The sequence below is a fragment of the Tabrizicola piscis genome (genome assembly GCF_003940805.1).
GTDB lineage: Bacteria > Pseudomonadota > Alphaproteobacteria > Rhodobacterales > Rhodobacteraceae > Tabrizicola > Tabrizicola piscis.
This window is the reverse complement of the sequence record NZ_CP034328.1, coordinates 4,072,201-4,088,082: the sequence shown is the minus strand read 5'-3', so window position 1 is coordinate 4,088,082 and position 15,882 is coordinate 4,072,201. Positions and strand designations below refer to the sequence as shown.

Sequence of the window (15,882 nt, the reverse complement as noted above, 5' to 3'; positions counted from 1 at the left end):
CGAGGGCCTTGGCTGCTTTCTGGCAAGAGTGGGAAAGTTGCGCCGTGACCTTAGTGCGCGTTCCCCCCCTTTGCCACAGCTTTCAGGCACAGCCGGCTTGCGTGAAAAAGGCCGGCGCAACCAAAGTTGCGCCGGCTGGTGCAGGCCCCAAGGGGCGCTGGTTCAGTGTGCGGTCTGCGCCGGAGGCGGCGTTTGCGACGCCCGTGCGGCGGCGGCAGCCTCTTCCGCGGCTTCGTCCCATTCCACCGGCTCGGGCTGTCGGGTCAGGGCCTGGGCCAACACCTCACGCACATGCTTTACGGGGATGATCGTCAGCCCCTCTTTCACATTCGCGGGGATCTCGGTCAGATCCTTGGCGTTCTCTTCCGGGATGAAGACCGTCTTGATCCCCCCCCGCAGCGCGGCCAGAAGTTTTTCCTTCAGACCGCCGATTGGCATCGCATTGCCACGCAGCGAAACCTCGCCCGTCATGGCGATGTCGCGACGGACCGGAATCCCGGTCAGGACCGAAACGATGGAGGTGACCATCGCAAGGCCGGCCGAGGGGCCGTCCTTTGGCGTCGCCCCATCCGGAACGTGGACGTGGATGTCCATCGTCTCGAACTTGGGCGGCTTCACCCCGATCTGCGGCGAGATGGACCGCACATAGCTTGCCGCGGCGTCGATGGATTCCTTCATCACATCGCCCAGCTTGCCAGTCGTCTTCATCCGGCCCTTGCCGGGCAGTTTCAGCGCTTCGATCTGCAGCAGATCACCGCCGACGCTGGTCCATGCCAGACCGGTGACGACGCCGACCTGATCCTCTAGCTCAGCCAGACCATAGCGGTGGCGCTGGACGCCCAGATATTCCTCGACCTTGGCGGGGTCCACGTCGACACGCTTGGTCTTGCCCTTGAGGATGTCCGTCACCGCCTTGCGCGCAAGTTTTGCAATCTCGCGCTCAAGGTTCCGCACCCCGGCTTCGCGGGTGTAGTAGCGGATGGTGTGGGTCAGGGCTGCGTCACTGACGCTGAATTCACCCTTCTTCAAACCGTTCGCCGCGATCTGCTTGGGCAGCAGGTGCTGCTTGGCAATCTCGCGCTTTTCATCCTCGGTGTAGCCAGCCAGCGGGATGATCTCCATCCGGTCCATCAGGGGGCCCGGCATGTTGTAGGAGTTCGCCGTGGTGATGAACATCACGTTGGACAGGTCATACTCCACCTCAAGATAGTGGTCGACGAAGGTGGAGTTCTGTTCGGGATCCAGCACCTCAAGCAGGGCGCTGGCCGGGTCGCCCCGGAAATCCTGGCCCATCTTGTCGATTTCATCCAGAAGGATCAGCGGGTTGGTGGTCTTGGCCTTCTTCAGGTTCTGGATGATCTTGCCCGGCATCGACCCGATATAGGTCCGCCGGTGACCCCGGATTTCGGATTCATCGCGCACGCCGCCCAGCGAAATGCGGATGAATTCGCGCCCCGTGGCCTTGGCAACCGACCTGCCAAGCGAGGTCTTCCCGACGCCCGGAGGGCCGACGAGGCAGAGGATCGGCCCCTTGAGCTTGGTCGAACGGGCCTGCACAGCAAGGTATTCGACGATGCGTTCCTTGACCTTTTCCAGACCGAAATGGTCCTTGTCCAAGACCTTTTGCGCGGCGGGAAGGTCCTTCTTCATCCGCGACTTGACGCCCCATGGCACGCCCAAGAGCCAGTCAAGATAGTTGCGCACCACCGTTGCCTCGGCCGACATCGGCGACATGGATTTCAGCTTCTTCAGCTCGGCATCCGCCTTTTCGCGGGCCTCTTTCGACAGGGCGGTCTTGGCGATGCGGGCCTCAAGTTCGGCCACTTCGTTCTGGCCATCCTCGCCGTCGCCAAGTTCCTTCTGAATGGCCTTCATCTGCTCATTCAGATAGTACTCGCGCTGCGTCTTTTCCATCTGGGTCTTGACGCGGGACTTGATCTTTTTCTCGACCTGCAGGACCGAAAGTTCGCCCTGCATGTGGCCGTAGATCTTCTCCAGCCGCTCGGACACGTTGAGGGTTTCAAGAATCTCCTGCTTTTGGCGGACGTCAACACCCAGGTGGCCGGCGACAAGGTCAGCCAGCCGCGCAGGATCGCGGGTGTCTGACACAGCGGCCAGCGCCTCTTCGGGGATGTTCTTCTTGATCTTCGAATAGCGTTCGAATTCTTCGCCCACGGCGCGGACCAAAGCCTCGACCGCGGTTTCATCGCCTTCGACTTCATCCAGAAGTTCGGCGGTGGCTTCGAAATATGCAGGGTTCTCGACAAACCCCGTAATGCGCACGCGTGCCTTGCCTTCGACCAGAACCTTCACGGTTCCGTCAGGAAGCTTGAGCAATTGCAGCACGTTGGCCAGAACGCCGGTGCGGAAGATGCCGTCAGTTGACGGATCGTCAACCGTCGGGTCCTTCTGCGAGGCGAGGAGGATCTGCTTGTCGTCCTGCATCACCTCTTCCAGCGCGCGGACCGATTTTTCGCGTCCGACGAACAGGGGCACGATCATGTGGGGGAACACCACAATGTCGCGGAGGGGGAGGACGGGATAGCTGGGGGACAGCTGGTCAGTCATCTGATGTCCTTTTGCTGCGGCAACGAACGGGGCCCCGACCATCGGCAACCCGGCGCGCTCCGCCTTTGGGATACGTTAACTTGTGGTCCCGTGCGTGGGATTCAAGTCTAGGCCAATAGTCGCAATCTGAACGTCTGCGTGTGCGGCTGCAAGGGGCGATATCAGCAGGCACGCCCCTTGCATGGTTTGTCTGCCGATCAGGCGGCGATGTCTGCCAATGCCGGATAGTCGGTATAGCCCTCGCGCCCACCGCCATAAAGGCCACTGGTCGGCAGCGGGTTCAAAGGCGCATCCGCGGCCAGACGCTCGGCCAGATCGGGGTTCGAGATGTAAAGCTTGCCGAAGGCGACCAGATCGACCTTGCCCGAAGCGACAGCGGCGATGGCCGTATCGCGGGTATAGCCATTGTTGGCGATATAGGTGCCCTCAAACCGGTCGCGCAGAGTTTCCAAAGCGCCAGCCGGCCAGTCACGCGGGCCGCCGGTCTGGCCTTCGACCATGTGCAGGAAGGCGACCTTGGCCGTGTTCAGCACGTCGATAGCAGCCCCGAACGTGGCAAGAGTGTCGCTGTCGATGCCAACGTTGTTGGCGTTGGAAAACGGGCTGAGGCGCACACCGACGCGGCCCGGCCCAAGGATTTCGGTCACAGCGGTCACCACCTCGGCCAAGAAACGCACCCGGTTGGCGATGGACCCGCCATAGGCATCTGTCCGGGTGTTCGAGGTGTCGCGCAGGAACTGGTCGATCAGATAGCCGTTGGCGGCATGAATCTCGACCCCGTCAAAGCCCGCCGCATCGGCGTTGCGGGCAGCTTGGCGGTAATCCTCGATCAGGCGGGGGATCTCAGCCAGATCCAGCGCGCGCGGAACCGAGGTTTCGACAAAGCCGGTGCCGTCAAAGGTTTTCGACGCGGCGCCAATGGCCGACGGCGCCACGGGGGCGGCACCATCCAGCTGCAACGAGGTATGGCTGATCCGGCCGACGTGCCAAAGCTGGGCCGCGATCTTGCCGCCCTTGGCATGGACGGCGTCGGTGACGGCTTTCCAGCCAGCGACCTGTGCTGTGGAATAGATGCCGGGGGTCCAAGCATAGCCTTTCCCCTCAGGCGATATCTGGGTGCCTTCGCTGATGATCAGGCCGGCCCCGGCCCGCTGGGCGTAGTATTCGGCATGGAGGGCGTAGGGCGTGTCATCCTCGGCCCGGGCGCGGTTGCGGGTCAGGGGCGCCATGACAACGCGGTTCTTGACCGCAATGTCGCCAAGGGTGGTGGGGGTAAAAAGCAGGTCGGTCATCTGGTTAGTTCCTTGAATTCCAAGTGTACGGATTTCAAGGTAAGCTCTGCAAAAACCGCCACAACCCGCGTTTGCGCCCTGCCTGCTATGCATTTTTGCACAAGATTGTTTCGCGATCGGAACCCTTTTCCGGCAGCGGACCCTAAAGCGGATCGATGTCCCCCGACGCGCGCCCGGCATGGAACGACGCGACAAAGCCGGCAAGTCTGCCCACCGCGATGGCATCACGCAGCCCCTGCATCAGCACCTGATAGTAATGCAGGTTGTGCCAGGTCAGCAGCATCGACCCGATGATCTCGTCCGACTTCACCACATGATGCAGATAGGCGCGGCTGTAGCCGGTGCAGGCCGGGCAGGTGCAGCTTTCATCCAGCGGGCGGGGGTCGTCCTTGTGGCGGGCGTTGCGCAGGTTGACCTGCCCCCGCGGGGTCCATGCCTGCCCGGTACGACCCGAGCGGGACGGCAACACGCAATCCATCATGTCGATGCCGCGTTCGACCGCCCCCACGATGTCGTCAGGCTTGCCCACCCCCATCAGATAGCGCGGCTTGTCTGCGGGCAGGAACCCCGGCGCATAGTCGAGGACAGAGAACATCGCCTCTTGCCCCTCGCCCACGGCCAGCCCGCCGACGGCATAGCCGTCAAAGCCGATGTCGGTCAGCGCCTTGGCGGATTCCTGGCGCAGGTCGCGGGTGACGCCGCCTTGCATGATGCCGAACAGCGCGTGGCCCGGCCGGTCGCCAAAGGCATCGCGGCTACGCTGCGCCCACCGCATCGACAGGCGCATGGATTTCGCCACCTCGGCCTCTGTCGCGGGCAGGGCGGGACATTCGTCGAAACACATCACGATGTCAGACCCGAGGAGCGCCTGAATCTCCATGCTGCGTTCGGGTGTCAGCATGTGCTTGGAGCCGTCAAGGTGCGAGGAGAAGCGCACGCCCTCCTCGGTCAGCTTGCGCAAGGGGCCCAGTGACATGACCTGAAACCCGCCGCTGTCGGTCAGGATCGGCCGGTCCCAGTTCATGAACCGGTGCAGGCCGCCCAGGGCCGCGATGCGTTCGGCCGTCGGGCGCAGCATCAGGTGATAGGTGTTGCCCAGCAGGATATCAGCCCCGGTGGCGCGCACGCTTTCGGGCAGCATCGCCTTTACGGTGGCAGCCGTGCCGACCGGCATGAAGGCCGGGGTGCGGATCTCGCCCCGCGGGGTCTTGATCGCCCCGGTTCGGGCCGCGCCATCGGTTGCCGCGACCGTGAAGGTGAAGCCTGTCGCCATTGCCTGATCCCAGTGCGTCCAACGGAAGATCGTACCTTGTCTGCCGCCCGTTTGAGCTAATTGACGGAAAAAGCCAAGGACCGGTGGTGGCAGATCGTCAAACTTCTTGACCTTTTGCAGTCAATCGCTAATTGCGTGAATGAACGTTCATTCCCAACCTGAGTCGTACCCAAGGTGTCCCTGCCCCAGCCTACCCCTGCCGCCGAAGAACGCAGCCACGAGATCCTGTTCTCGATCCGTCAGGCCTTTGCCGAAAAGGGCTTTGACGGGGCGTCGATGCAGGACCTTGCCCGCGCGGCGGGGATGAGCGTGGGCAACTTCTACCGCTACTTCCCCTCCAAGGCTGCCATCGTCGAGGCGATGGTCGGGCTGGATCTGGCAGAAATACAGGGCGATTTCGCGGAAATCCTTGTATCGGATGACCCCCTTGGGCGGCTGCGCGAAAAGATCCTGGCCCGCCTGACCGAAGACTGCATGGGGGACGGCGGGCTTTGGGCTGAAATCACGGCAGCCGCGATCCGCAAGCCCGAAATCGGCGTGGCCGCGCTGCAGATGGAACGGACAGTCGTCACCCATATGGCAGAGGTTTTTGCCCGTGTGACCGGACGCAGCATGGACGATGTGCAACAGCGCTATGCCGGGCACAGCCAGATGCTGGTGATGCTGGTCAAGGCCGTGGCGATGCGGACCAGCCAATGCGGCCCGGCCAGCCCGGCGCTGGCCGCGATGGTCGTGCGGACCATCGACCTGATCATGAAAGACATTTCGAACGATATCCCAAAAGGCTGAGACACGATGCGCCTGATACCAGTCCTGACCCTGACGGCCCTTATGGCCCTGCCCGCCCCCGCCCTTCGCGCGCAGGAGGCGGAGGCGGCGGTGGACGCGCCCGCCCCCGTTGCCGAAAGCCTGCCCGCGATCACCGTGGCCGAAGTGAGGGCCCGCCTCCTGACCGACCGGATCATCGCCTCGGGCCTTGTCGGCGCGATCGAGGAGGTGCAGGTCGCCCCCCTGATCGAGGGCCAGCCGCTTGAGGCTTTGGCGGCTGACGTGGGCGACACCGTGACCGAAGGTCAGGTCCTGGCCGTCCTGTCACGGTCTTCGCTGGAATTGCAGCGCAGCGAGTCGGTTGCGTCCCTTGCCGCCGCCGCCGCTGCGATTGCCCAGGCCGAGGCGCAACTGGTCGAGGCCGAGGCAAGCGCTGCCGAAGCGCAGCGCGTGGCGGACCGGACGACGCTTTTGCGCGAACAGGGCACCGCGCCGCAGGCGCAGGCCGATACGGCCAACGCAAATGCCGTTTCGGCGGCAGCGCGGGTACAGGTTGCCCGGCAGGCACTGGAATCGTCGCGTGCGCAACTGGCGCTGGCCGAAGCGCGGCTGGAAAACGTCGACCTGCAGCTCAGCCGGACCGAAGTGAAGGCTCCGGTCGCGGGCAAGATCGTCGCACGGAACGCGCGGATTGGCGCCATCGCCACGGCGGCGGGCGAGCCGATGTTTGTCATCATCCGGGACGGCGCGCTGGAACTGCGCGCGGACGTGGCCGAGTCCGACATCCTGCGCCTTGATGAAGGCCAGCCCGCCCGGCTGCGCACGGCCGGCATGATCGGTGCGCTTGAAGGCACCGTCCATCTGGTCGAGCCGACCATCGACACGGTCACCCGCTTGGGCCGCGCCCGGATTGCGGTGGCCGACCCTGAGCTGCTGCGCGCAGGCATGTTCGTCGAAGCCGAGGTCATCGTGGCCGAACGTGAGGCGCTGGCAGTGCCGCTGACGGCAATCGGCTCTTCGGCCGAGGGGATCACGGTGATGCGGGTACGCGACGGGCTGGTGGAACGGGTCGTGGTCAAGACCGGCATCCGCGACGGCGCCTTTGTGGAAGTGATCGACGGCCTTGCGGCGGGCGATCTGGTGGTGTCGAAGGCCGGGGCCTTCGTTCGGGCCGGTGACCGGATCAATCCGCTACTCGACCCGGCAAAGACGAATTGAGGGCTGAGCCATGAACTTTTCCGCCTGGTCGATCCGCAATCCTGTCGCGCCGCTGCTGGCCTTCTTTCTGTTGATGGTGCTGGGCTGGCAAAGCTTCAACTCGCTGCCAATCACCCGGTTTCCGAACATCGACGTGCCGCTGGTCGCAGTCAGCGTGTCACAGTCGGGCGCCGCCCCGGCCGAGATGGAAACCCAGATCACCAAAGAGATCGAGGATGCCGTTGCAGGCATCACCGGGGTGAAGAAAGTCAACTCGACCGTCACGGACGGGCTGTCCAGCACGGTGGTGGAATTCCGGATGGACGTGCCGACCGACAAGGCGGTGCAGGATGTGAAAGACGCGGTGGACCAGATCCGCGGCGACCTTCCCGGCGACGTCGAAGCGCCCATCGTCACCCGCATCGACGTGGAGGGTCAGGCGATCATGACCTTCGCGGTCCGCGCGCCGGACATGACGATGGAGGAAATCAGCTGGTTCGTTGACGATACCGTCACCCGCGCCTTGCAGGGCCGCCCCGGCATCGGCCGCGTCACCCGCATCGGCGGCGCTGACCGCGAGATCCGGGTCGAGCTTGACCCGGTGAAGATGGACAGTCTGGGCGTCACGGCCCAACAGGTCAGCGCGCAGATCGCCGCCACGAACGCCAACCTTGGCGCCGGCAAGCTAAGCCTTGGGTCGGGCGAACAGGTGATCCGCACGCTTGGTGACAGTGGCACGGTCGAAGCCCTTGCCGCGACGACAATTGCCTTGCCCTCGGGCCGCTTCGTGCGGCTGACCGACCTTGGTCAGGTGATCGACAGCTACGAGGAACTGGTCAGCTTTACCCGGGTCGACGGCGAACCGCTGGTCAGCTTCCTGGTCTTCCGGTCGAAAGGCGCGTCAGAAGTCAGCGTGGCCGAAGTCACCAATTCGGTGATCGACCAGCTGCGGCTGGAAAACCCCAACGTCGACATCTCGCTGATCGACGATTCCGTGTTTTACACCTACGGCAACTACGAGGCGGCGATCCACACCCTGCTGGAAGGGGCCCTTTTGGCCGTGCTGGTGGTCTTTGCCTTCCTGCGCAACTGGCGTGCGACGCTGATTTCAGCGGTGGCGCTGCCCTTGTCGGCGGTCCCTACGTTCCTCTTGATGGACATGCTGGGCTTTTCGCTGAACCTCGTGTCCTTCCTTGCCCTGACGCTGGCCACCGGCATCCTCGTCGACGATGCCATTGTCGAGATCGAAAACATCGCCCGCCATATCAGGATGGGCAAGACCCCCTACCGCGCGGCCATCGAAGCCGCGGATGAGATCGGCCTTGCGGTCATTGCCACCACCTTCACCATCGTCGCGGTCTTTGTGCCGGTCAGCTTCATGCCGGGGATTCCGGGGCAGTACTTCCGGCAATTCGGCCTGACGGTGGCCATTGCGGTCCTGTTTTCCCTGCTCGTCGCGCGGTTGATCACGCCGATGATGGCGGCCTATCTGATGCGGGCCAAGGACGCCGTGCACGAAGGCGGCGAACGGGACGGGCTGGTCATGCGCGGCTACATGGGCCTGGTGCGGACCACCACGCGGGTCTGGCGTCCGACGAAGATCCGTTGGCTGGGGCTGCCGACCTATTACCTGACGGTCGTGGCGGCAGTGGTGCTTGTGATCTTCTCGGTGCAGGCGATGCTGGCGGTGCCCGGCAGCCTGTTCCCACCCGAAGACGAAAGCCGCATCGTCGCCTCCGTCGAACTGCCACCGGGCAGCACGCTGGACGATACGGCAGCCACGACCGAAGCGATGCGCAGGCTGGTCACCGATATCGACGGGGTGAAATCTGTGCTGGTGGTCGGCGGTTCAACGCCTCTGGGCGACCGGGATATACGCCGGGCAACCTTTACCATCATTCTGGACCGGCTGGACAACGGCCTTGGACGCAAGCTGTCCGACGTTGGTCAGGCGATTCCGGTGATCGGGCCTTACTTGCCGGAAACCCCGGTCAAGGGCCGCATCCGTCCGCAGGCCGAGATCGAGGAAGAGGTCTTCACCGCCCTGCGCGCCATTCCGGATGTGCGGGCCTTCAAGATCGGCGGGGCGGCCGGCGGCTCGCGGCCGTTCAGCTTTGACCTCTTGTCGATCGACGAGGCCGACCTGAACGAGGCGATCCAGAAGATCGAAACCGCGCTGCTGGACGAACCGACGCTGTTGAACGTCTCGACCGAGGCGGCGCTGCCGCGCCCCGAAATCCAGATCACGCCCAAGGCCGAAGAGGCCGCGCGTCTGGGGGTCACGGTGCAACAGATCGCCACGGTCGTGCGGGTTGCGACCATCGGCGATGTGTCGGCGGCCCTTGGCAAACTGTCGATCGACAACCGGCTGGTGCCGATCCGGGTGCAGTTGGACGAAGTCTCGCGCGACAATCTGGCAAGGCTGTCGGCGCTGAAGGTGCAGACGGCGATTGGTCCGGTCCCGCTCTCTGCCGTCGCAACGGTCGAGGTGGCCGAGGGCCCTTCGGTCGTGAAACGCCTGAACCGCCAGCGCGTTGCCACCATCGGCGCCGACATCGCGCCGGGCTTCGTGCTGGATCAGGCCACCGCGCGGTTCATGGAAATCCTGCCGACGCTGAACCTGCCACCGTCCGTGAAGATCACGCCCTCCGGCGATGCCGAGGTGCAGGCGGAACTGGTCGGCAGTTTCGTGAATGCCATGGTGCTGGGCGTGCTGCTGATGATGTTCGTGCTGATCTTGCTGTTCCATTCCGTGGTGCAGCCGGTGACGATCATCTTCTCGCTGCTGCTGTCGGTCGGCGGGGTGGCCGCGGCGTTGATCATCACGCAGAACCCGCTGTCCATGCCGGTGCTGATCGGCATCCTGATGCTGATGGGGATCGTGGCGAAGAACGCCATCCTCCTCATCGACTTCGCCATCGAAATGCGGGCCCGCGGGATGAAACGGATCGACGCGGTGATCGAGGCCGGGCACAAGCGCGCGCGGCCCATCGTGATGACCTCCATCGCGATGTCGGCAGGGATGCTGCCCTCGGCGCTTGGCGTGGGCGAAGGGGGGGCTTTCAGGGCGCCGATGGCGATTGCGGTGATCGGGGGGATCATCGTGTCCACCGTGCTTAGTCTGGTGGTCGTGCCGTCGATGTATCTGGTGATGGACGATCTGTCGCGGCTGTTCGGCTGGGTGCTTGGCCGGTTCATCGGCAAGAAAGAGGCCGAGCCGGAGAACCCCGAAGCGCATGTGCTTGCCGAACGGATCGAACGGGGACGCGAGGATATGGCGCTGCTGCAAGGCAGGCTTGCCGCGCTGGAACAGGCGTTGTCCCGGCGAAAGACCACGCCCCACGCGGCGGAATAGGGGGGAACTTCCGGGCGAGGGGACCGATTTTCTTCGAAGAAAATTGCAAAATTCTTCGAAGAATTTTGGCCCCAGCTCAGCCGTTCGGCCAAAGCCTGTCGGCCTGCGCCTGCGTGTACCGCCCAAGGCGCACATCTTCCGCCACCAGCGCCGGATCGCGCGCGGCAGGCGGCCCATAGCCACCGCCACCCGGGGTGCGTACCCGGACACGGTCACCGGGGGTCAAGGCGATGTCCTGTGCCTTGGACAGATGTTCCGGGATCAGCGTCACACCGCCTTGCGTCACTTCCACCCGGTTGACGGCACCGTCGCTGCCCCCCAGCGCGCCTTGTGGCCCGACCCGCCCATGGTCCATCACGAAACTGGCCCGTGCGGTGCCGCGCAAAAGCTCGATCTCGTAATCCAGCCCCAGCCCGCCCCGGTGCTGCCCCGCCCCGCCCGACCCTTCGTGCAAGGCATAATGGCGGTAGAGGACGGGGTAGGTCTGTTCCATGATCTCCACCGGCGGGGCCTTGGAGATGCCGATGGTGGAACAGCCATTGGCGATGCCATCCCCCCCGGCAAAGCCGCCATAGCCCCCGCCCGAGATCTGATACATCACATAATCACGGCCCTTTTCCGGGTCATGCCCGCCAAGCCCGAAGTTGCCGCTGGTGCCCGCAGGTGCCGCCGTGACCCGGTCCGGGATCGCCTGAACGAGGGCTGCAAACACCGCCTCGGCAATGCGCTGGCTGACCTCGGCGGCACAGCCCGACACAGGGCGGGGGTATTGGGCGTCAAGGAACGTGCCTTCGATGCCGGTGATGGTCAGCGGTTCAAACGCGCCGGCGCTGATCGGCACATCCGGGAAGATGTGGCGCATGGCGAGGTATATCGACGACAGCGTGGTGGCGCGGACCGAATTCATCGGCCCCATACAGGGCGGCGAGGTGCCGGTGAAGTCGAAGGTCAGCCCCTCGGCCGTGGTGGACACGGTCAGCGCGATGGTCAGGGGCTGGTTCACCACGCCGTCGCTGTCAATGATCGCCGTGCTGCGCCAGGGGCCGGGCGGGATCAACCCGATGAGCGTCCGCATCTGCGCCGCCGCCAGACGACGCATTTCGGCAATCGCCTCGGTCACCGTGGCATCACCATAGCGGTCAAGCAGTGCGGCCAGTCGTTCCGCCCCGACCAGCAGGGCCGAGGCTTGCGCCTGCACATCACCGATCCGCTGGTCCGGCACCCGGATGTTGGAGCAGATGATCTGGTAGATTTCGCTATCCAGCACACCCTTCTTGAACAGCTTCACCGGGGGAATGCGCAGGCCTTCCTGTTCGGCGCTGATGGCGCTGGCGCTGAAGCCGCCCGGAACCGCGCCGCCGGTATCCGGCCAATGGCCGGTATTCGAAAGCCAGCAGAAAATGACCCCATCGCGCCAGACCGGCATGGCAAAGCGCACGTCCATCAGATGCGTACCGCCCAGGTAGGGGTCGTTGACGATGTAGATGTCCCCCGGCTCCGGCGCCGCGGTCAGTCCCTTGGCGATGCGGTCCAGAATGGTGCGGGTGGAAAACTGCATGACGCCGACAAAGACCGGCAGACCCTTGGCCCCCTGCGCGATCAGGCTGCCGTCATCGGCGGCATAGATTCCATCCGACCGGTCATCCGCCTCGGCTATCACGGGGGAAAAGGCGGCGCGGGAAAAGGTCAGGTCCATCTCGTCGCAAACCTGCTGGAGGCCGGCCTGGATGACGGCCAAGGTGACAGGGTCGATCATGGCTTGCCCTCACTATCCTTGGCCTGCAGCAATTCCCCGCACCCCGGCCCTCCCCCTTGTGGGGAGGAGATGGGGGTGGGGGGCCGGCCTGTCATGCACCTGCCTCGACAATCAGGTTGCCATCGGCATCCGAGGTGACGCGGGCGCCGGGGTCGATGACGATGGTCGTATCCATCTGCTCAATGATCGCAGGGCCATGCAGGTCCAGGTCCAAAGGCAGGTGGTCGCGCCAGTAGACCGGCGCATCGTGCCAGCCGTCGAACCAGACCTTGCGGGTTTCGGTTGGCACGGCGGTTGGCTTGCGCCCTGCGGGGTCGATCAGGCGCGACAGGTCAAACGCCGGACGCTCGCCGATGACCGAGCAGTTGAGGTTCACAAGATTGGCGCGGATCGTCGGCAGATTGACGCGAAAGCGGGCGTGATAGGCGGCCTCGAACCCCGCCTGCAGGTCCGCCCGGCTGGGGTTGGCTGAGACAACGGGCACCCGCAGCAGATGGGTCTGGCCGACAAATTGCATGTCAGCGGAAAAGGTCGTGCGCGTGGCACGCAGCGTGATCTTTTCGGCCCCGACCAGACGACGCCCCTCTGCCTCTTGCGCGGCAAGAATGGCGTGTACCTCGGCCATATCTGCCGCGTCCAGCGGACGGTTCAGGGTGCGCACGAAATCATGCCGCAGGTCCGCCACCACGCACCCCAGCGCATTGGTGATGCCCGGTCGCGCCGGGATCAGCACCCTTGGCACCCCCAACTCCCGCGCCAGCGCCACGGCATGCAACGGCCCTGCCCCGCCAAAGGCAAACAGCGCAAAGTCGCGCGGGTCCGCCCCAAGCGAGATCGACACCATCCGGATCGCCCCCGCCATATGGGTGTTGGCAATCCGGATCACCGCCGCAGCCGCCGCCTCGACCCCAAGACCAAGTGGCGCGCCGATCTGGTCAGCCATCGCCTGCCGCGCGGCGGAGGCGGCCTGACCGAAGCGGCTGGCCGGCAACCGCCCGAGGATCAGGTTCGCGTCCGAGATCGTGACCCGCGTGCCGCCAAGGCCGTAGCACACCGGCCCGGGAACCGACCCCGCACTTTCCGGCCCCACCCGCAGCATGCCGCCTGCATCAATCCGCGCAATGCTGCCGCCCCCCGCCCCCACCGTGCGCACATCCACCATCGGCACATGGATCGGCATGGCATATTCCACCTCGATCTCGTTCGACACGGGTGCCACCCCGCCCCGGATCATCGCCACATCAGTCGAGGTTCCGCCCATGTCATAGGTCAGCAGGTTGGTCATCCCCGCCCGCCTGCCCGTCGCCACCGCCGCCATCACGCCCGAGGCAGGGCCGGACATCACGGTCTTCACCGCCTCGCGCCCCACATCGCGGGCGGTCACCATGCCGCCATTGCCGTTCATCACCAGAAGGTCGCGCTGATAACCCTTTGCAGCCAGCTGATCCGCCAGCCGCGCCACATACCGCTCCAACAGCGGCTGGACCGAGGCGTTGACGGCCGCCGTCACCCCCCGTTCATATTCCCGGCTTTCCGACAGCAGCGCATGGCCAAGGGTGATATGGCCATTCGGCCAAAGCGCCTTGGCCAGTGCCCCGGCCCGCAGTTCATGGGCGGGGTTGGCATAGGCGTGCAGGAAATGGATCACCAGACTTTCGCAACCGGCAGCCAGCAACTGTCGCACGGCAGCCTCCACCGCCGCCTCATCCAGCGGCGTCAGGATCTGGCCGCGGGCATCCATCCGCTCGGGCACCTCAAGCCGCAGGTCGCGCGGGATGACGGGGGTAAAGTGGCCATGCATGCCATAGGCTTGCGGGCGGGTGCGGCGGCCAAGCTCCAGCACATCGCGGAAGCCTTGGGTGGTGATCATCCCCGTTCGCGCCAACTGGCGTTCAAGGACCGCGTTGGTCGTCGTGGTGGTGCCATGCACGATCAGGTCGATCCCGGCCAGATCCGCCTCCGCCGCCTCGAAGGCGGCCAACACCCCTTCGGCCTGATTGGGCAAGGTGGTCGGCACCTTGGCCAGCCGGACCGCGCCCGAGGCCGGGTCAAGGATCACCAGATCGGTGAAGGTGCCCCCCACATCGACCCCGGCCACCAGCCCCGGCGCGGCACGCGGCATCTAGCGCAGCCCGTCAAGGCCGGTGACCTGATCCACCTCAAGCCCACCCATCCGGCTGTGCACCCGCCCGCCCCGCGCCATGGCCAAGGCAAACAGCACCTCACCCGCACGCGGGCCATCGGCGCAACTGATGGTGATCGCGTCAAAGCGTGACCGGACATAGGCCGCGTTCAGATGCCCAAGCGGGATGTCCAGCGTCGCCCCCATGCCGCCGACCTTCATCGCCGAGGGCACGATGGCGCGCGCCTCACCCAGCCGGTCGCGCATGCCGTAGCCCCCCGCTACATGCCAAAGCGCCCCGTGTTCGCTTTCACCCGCCTCGCCCACCAGCGCGCCCTTGCCATAGGCGTCAATCCCGGCCCGACCGCCAAGGGCCGCGACCAGCCTGTCAGTCAGGTCCAGCGCCAGCGGTTTCAGCGCCTCCATCGCGGGCTGCAGGTCCGGCTCATAGCGCCCGGCAAAGGGGTTGTGGCAGATCGCATAGACCGCCCCGCGCAGCGGAGGGGGGGCGACCTGCGGCCCGCCTTCGTGCCGGATCTCCTCCAACTGCAGCACGATCTTGCGCACGGTGAAATCAGCCATGGTCCCCTCCATTGACAAGTCGTCCTGACAGCCCGGTCATGCGTATCTCACCCTGCAGATAAAGCGCCGCTCCGGCAATCAGCCCCTGGGCCCGGAACCCCTCCGCCACCGCCAGCCCCGCCGCCAGAGCCTGCGCGCGTTCGGCGGCACCCAGCGGCGCGACGGCGACGGTCACCAACCGGTGGCCAAGATCACTGTCGCTCTGCAGATCACTGGCCGGGCGGCGGGTGATCCCTGAATGTCCGGGCAGATCGACAGCATTGGCGATCATCGTCGCGGCGGCATCCGCCATCGCGGCTGTCGGGGCCAGCACTGTCACGGCATCCGCAATCCCCAGCGAAAAGCTTCGTCCCCCCCAGCCTGAGGTGGCAATACCCCGCACCCCATCCGCCGCCCGCAGCGTCACCCGGTCGCCCCCGCCTGAGACGGCCAATGCCGCCGTCAGTTCAGCCCCCGGCGTCAGCCAGACCGCAATATCGCCGCCATTGTTGGCATAGGCCCGGGTGATCCCCGGCCCAGCCATCGCCGCCACCACGGCATCCGCAACTGCCCCCGCCACCGCCGCCATGGGCGTGATGAAGGCCGGGCGGAACGGGGCCACCGCCGCCGCCATGGCCTGCCCGATCTCGTCCTGCACTGCCCCATTCACCGACCGCAGGGCAGGCAATTCAGCCACCAACGCGCTCAGCACCGGCGCAAACCGCCGCGCAGCGCGGGCATAGGCCGCCTCAACCGCCGCGGCCTCGCCAAAGGCTTCGGCGACAATGTCGATCGGTCCCTGCTGCAGATGCAGCCGCCCGTCCGGCAGACGCGCGGCCACGGCCGACCAGCCCCCGCCCCCCGAATTGCTCTTTGCCAAAATACTCCCGCCGGAGGCAGGCCCGAGCCGGTTGGCCGGAACGGCCAGAGGCGAGACAGGCTCTTGCAGCCGCGCGCGCATGCGCGGCTGCGCCATATGAAACGCAGCGG

The 15,882-nt window shown here is 65.3% G+C and carries 10 protein-coding genes; 3 read left to right on the top strand and 7 right to left on the bottom strand.

The window, feature by feature from the left end; translation table 11 throughout:
- Window positions 1-162: 162 nt before the first annotated feature.
- From lon to tgt, 3 genes are all read right to left on the bottom strand, one after another.
- Window positions 163-2,568, bottom strand: coding sequence for an endopeptidase La (gene lon, locus EI545_RS19760; RefSeq protein WP_125327073.1), 2,406 nt, complete (start codon window positions 2,566-2,568; stop codon window positions 163-165).
- Between the two features lie 197 nt (window positions 2,569-2,765).
- Window positions 2,766-3,860, bottom strand: a complete 1,095-nt coding sequence (locus EI545_RS19755; protein WP_125327072.1) for an alkene reductase — start codon at window positions 3,858-3,860, stop codon at window positions 2,766-2,768.
- Window positions 3,861-4,002: 142 nt separating this feature from the next.
- On the bottom strand, window positions 4,003-5,133 hold the full coding sequence (gene tgt / locus EI545_RS19750; RefSeq protein WP_125327071.1) for a tRNA guanosine(34) transglycosylase Tgt: 1,131 nt from the start codon (window positions 5,131-5,133) through the stop codon (window positions 4,003-4,005).
- Window positions 5,134-5,307: 174 nt separating this feature from the next.
- On the opposite strand from tgt, the gene EI545_RS19745 reads away from it, so the two are divergent.
- From EI545_RS19745 to EI545_RS19735, 3 genes are read left to right on the top strand one after another with little or no spacing between them, the layout of a single operon-like run.
- The gene (locus tag EI545_RS19745) at window positions 5,308-5,922 is read left to right on the top strand and encodes a TetR/AcrR family transcriptional regulator (RefSeq protein WP_245990206.1); all 615 of its coding nucleotides are present in this window, start codon (window positions 5,308-5,310) and stop codon (window positions 5,920-5,922) included.
- A gap of 6 nt (window positions 5,923-5,928) precedes the next feature.
- Window positions 5,929-7,119 (top strand): efflux RND transporter periplasmic adaptor subunit, encoded by a 1,191-nt coding sequence (locus tag EI545_RS19740; RefSeq protein WP_125327070.1) that lies wholly within the window; start codon window positions 5,929-5,931, stop codon window positions 7,117-7,119.
- Between the two features lie 10 nt (window positions 7,120-7,129).
- Entirely contained in the window at window positions 7,130-10,453 is a 3,324-nt protein-coding gene (locus EI545_RS19735) for an efflux RND transporter permease subunit (protein WP_125327069.1), read from the top strand.
- Between the two features lie 76 nt (window positions 10,454-10,529).
- Here EI545_RS19735 and EI545_RS19730 read toward each other — a convergent pair whose 3' ends face one another.
- The 4 genes from EI545_RS19730 to EI545_RS19715 all read right to left on the bottom strand — a co-directional run bounded on the left by EI545_RS19730 (window position 10,530) and on the right by EI545_RS19715 (window position 15,868).
- Complete coding sequence (locus tag EI545_RS19730) at window positions 10,530-12,209, bottom strand: hydantoinase B/oxoprolinase family protein (RefSeq protein WP_125327068.1); 1,680 nt, start codon at window positions 12,207-12,209, stop codon at window positions 10,530-10,532.
- A 91-nt stretch (window positions 12,210-12,300) separates the two neighbouring features.
- Complete coding sequence (locus EI545_RS19725) at window positions 12,301-14,331, bottom strand: hydantoinase/oxoprolinase family protein (protein ID WP_125327067.1); 2,031 nt, start codon at window positions 14,329-14,331, stop codon at window positions 12,301-12,303.
- A complete protein-coding gene (locus tag EI545_RS19720; RefSeq protein ID WP_125327066.1) occupies window positions 14,332-14,913 on the bottom strand; it encodes an amino acid synthesis family protein in 582 nt (193 codons plus the stop codon).
- Entirely contained in the window at window positions 14,906-15,868 is a 963-nt protein-coding gene (locus EI545_RS19715) for a UPF0280 family protein (protein WP_245990205.1), read from the bottom strand. Before EI545_RS19715 ends, EI545_RS19720 begins: the two co-directional genes overlap by 8 nt.
- Between the last annotated feature and the right edge of the window lie 14 nt (window positions 15,869-15,882).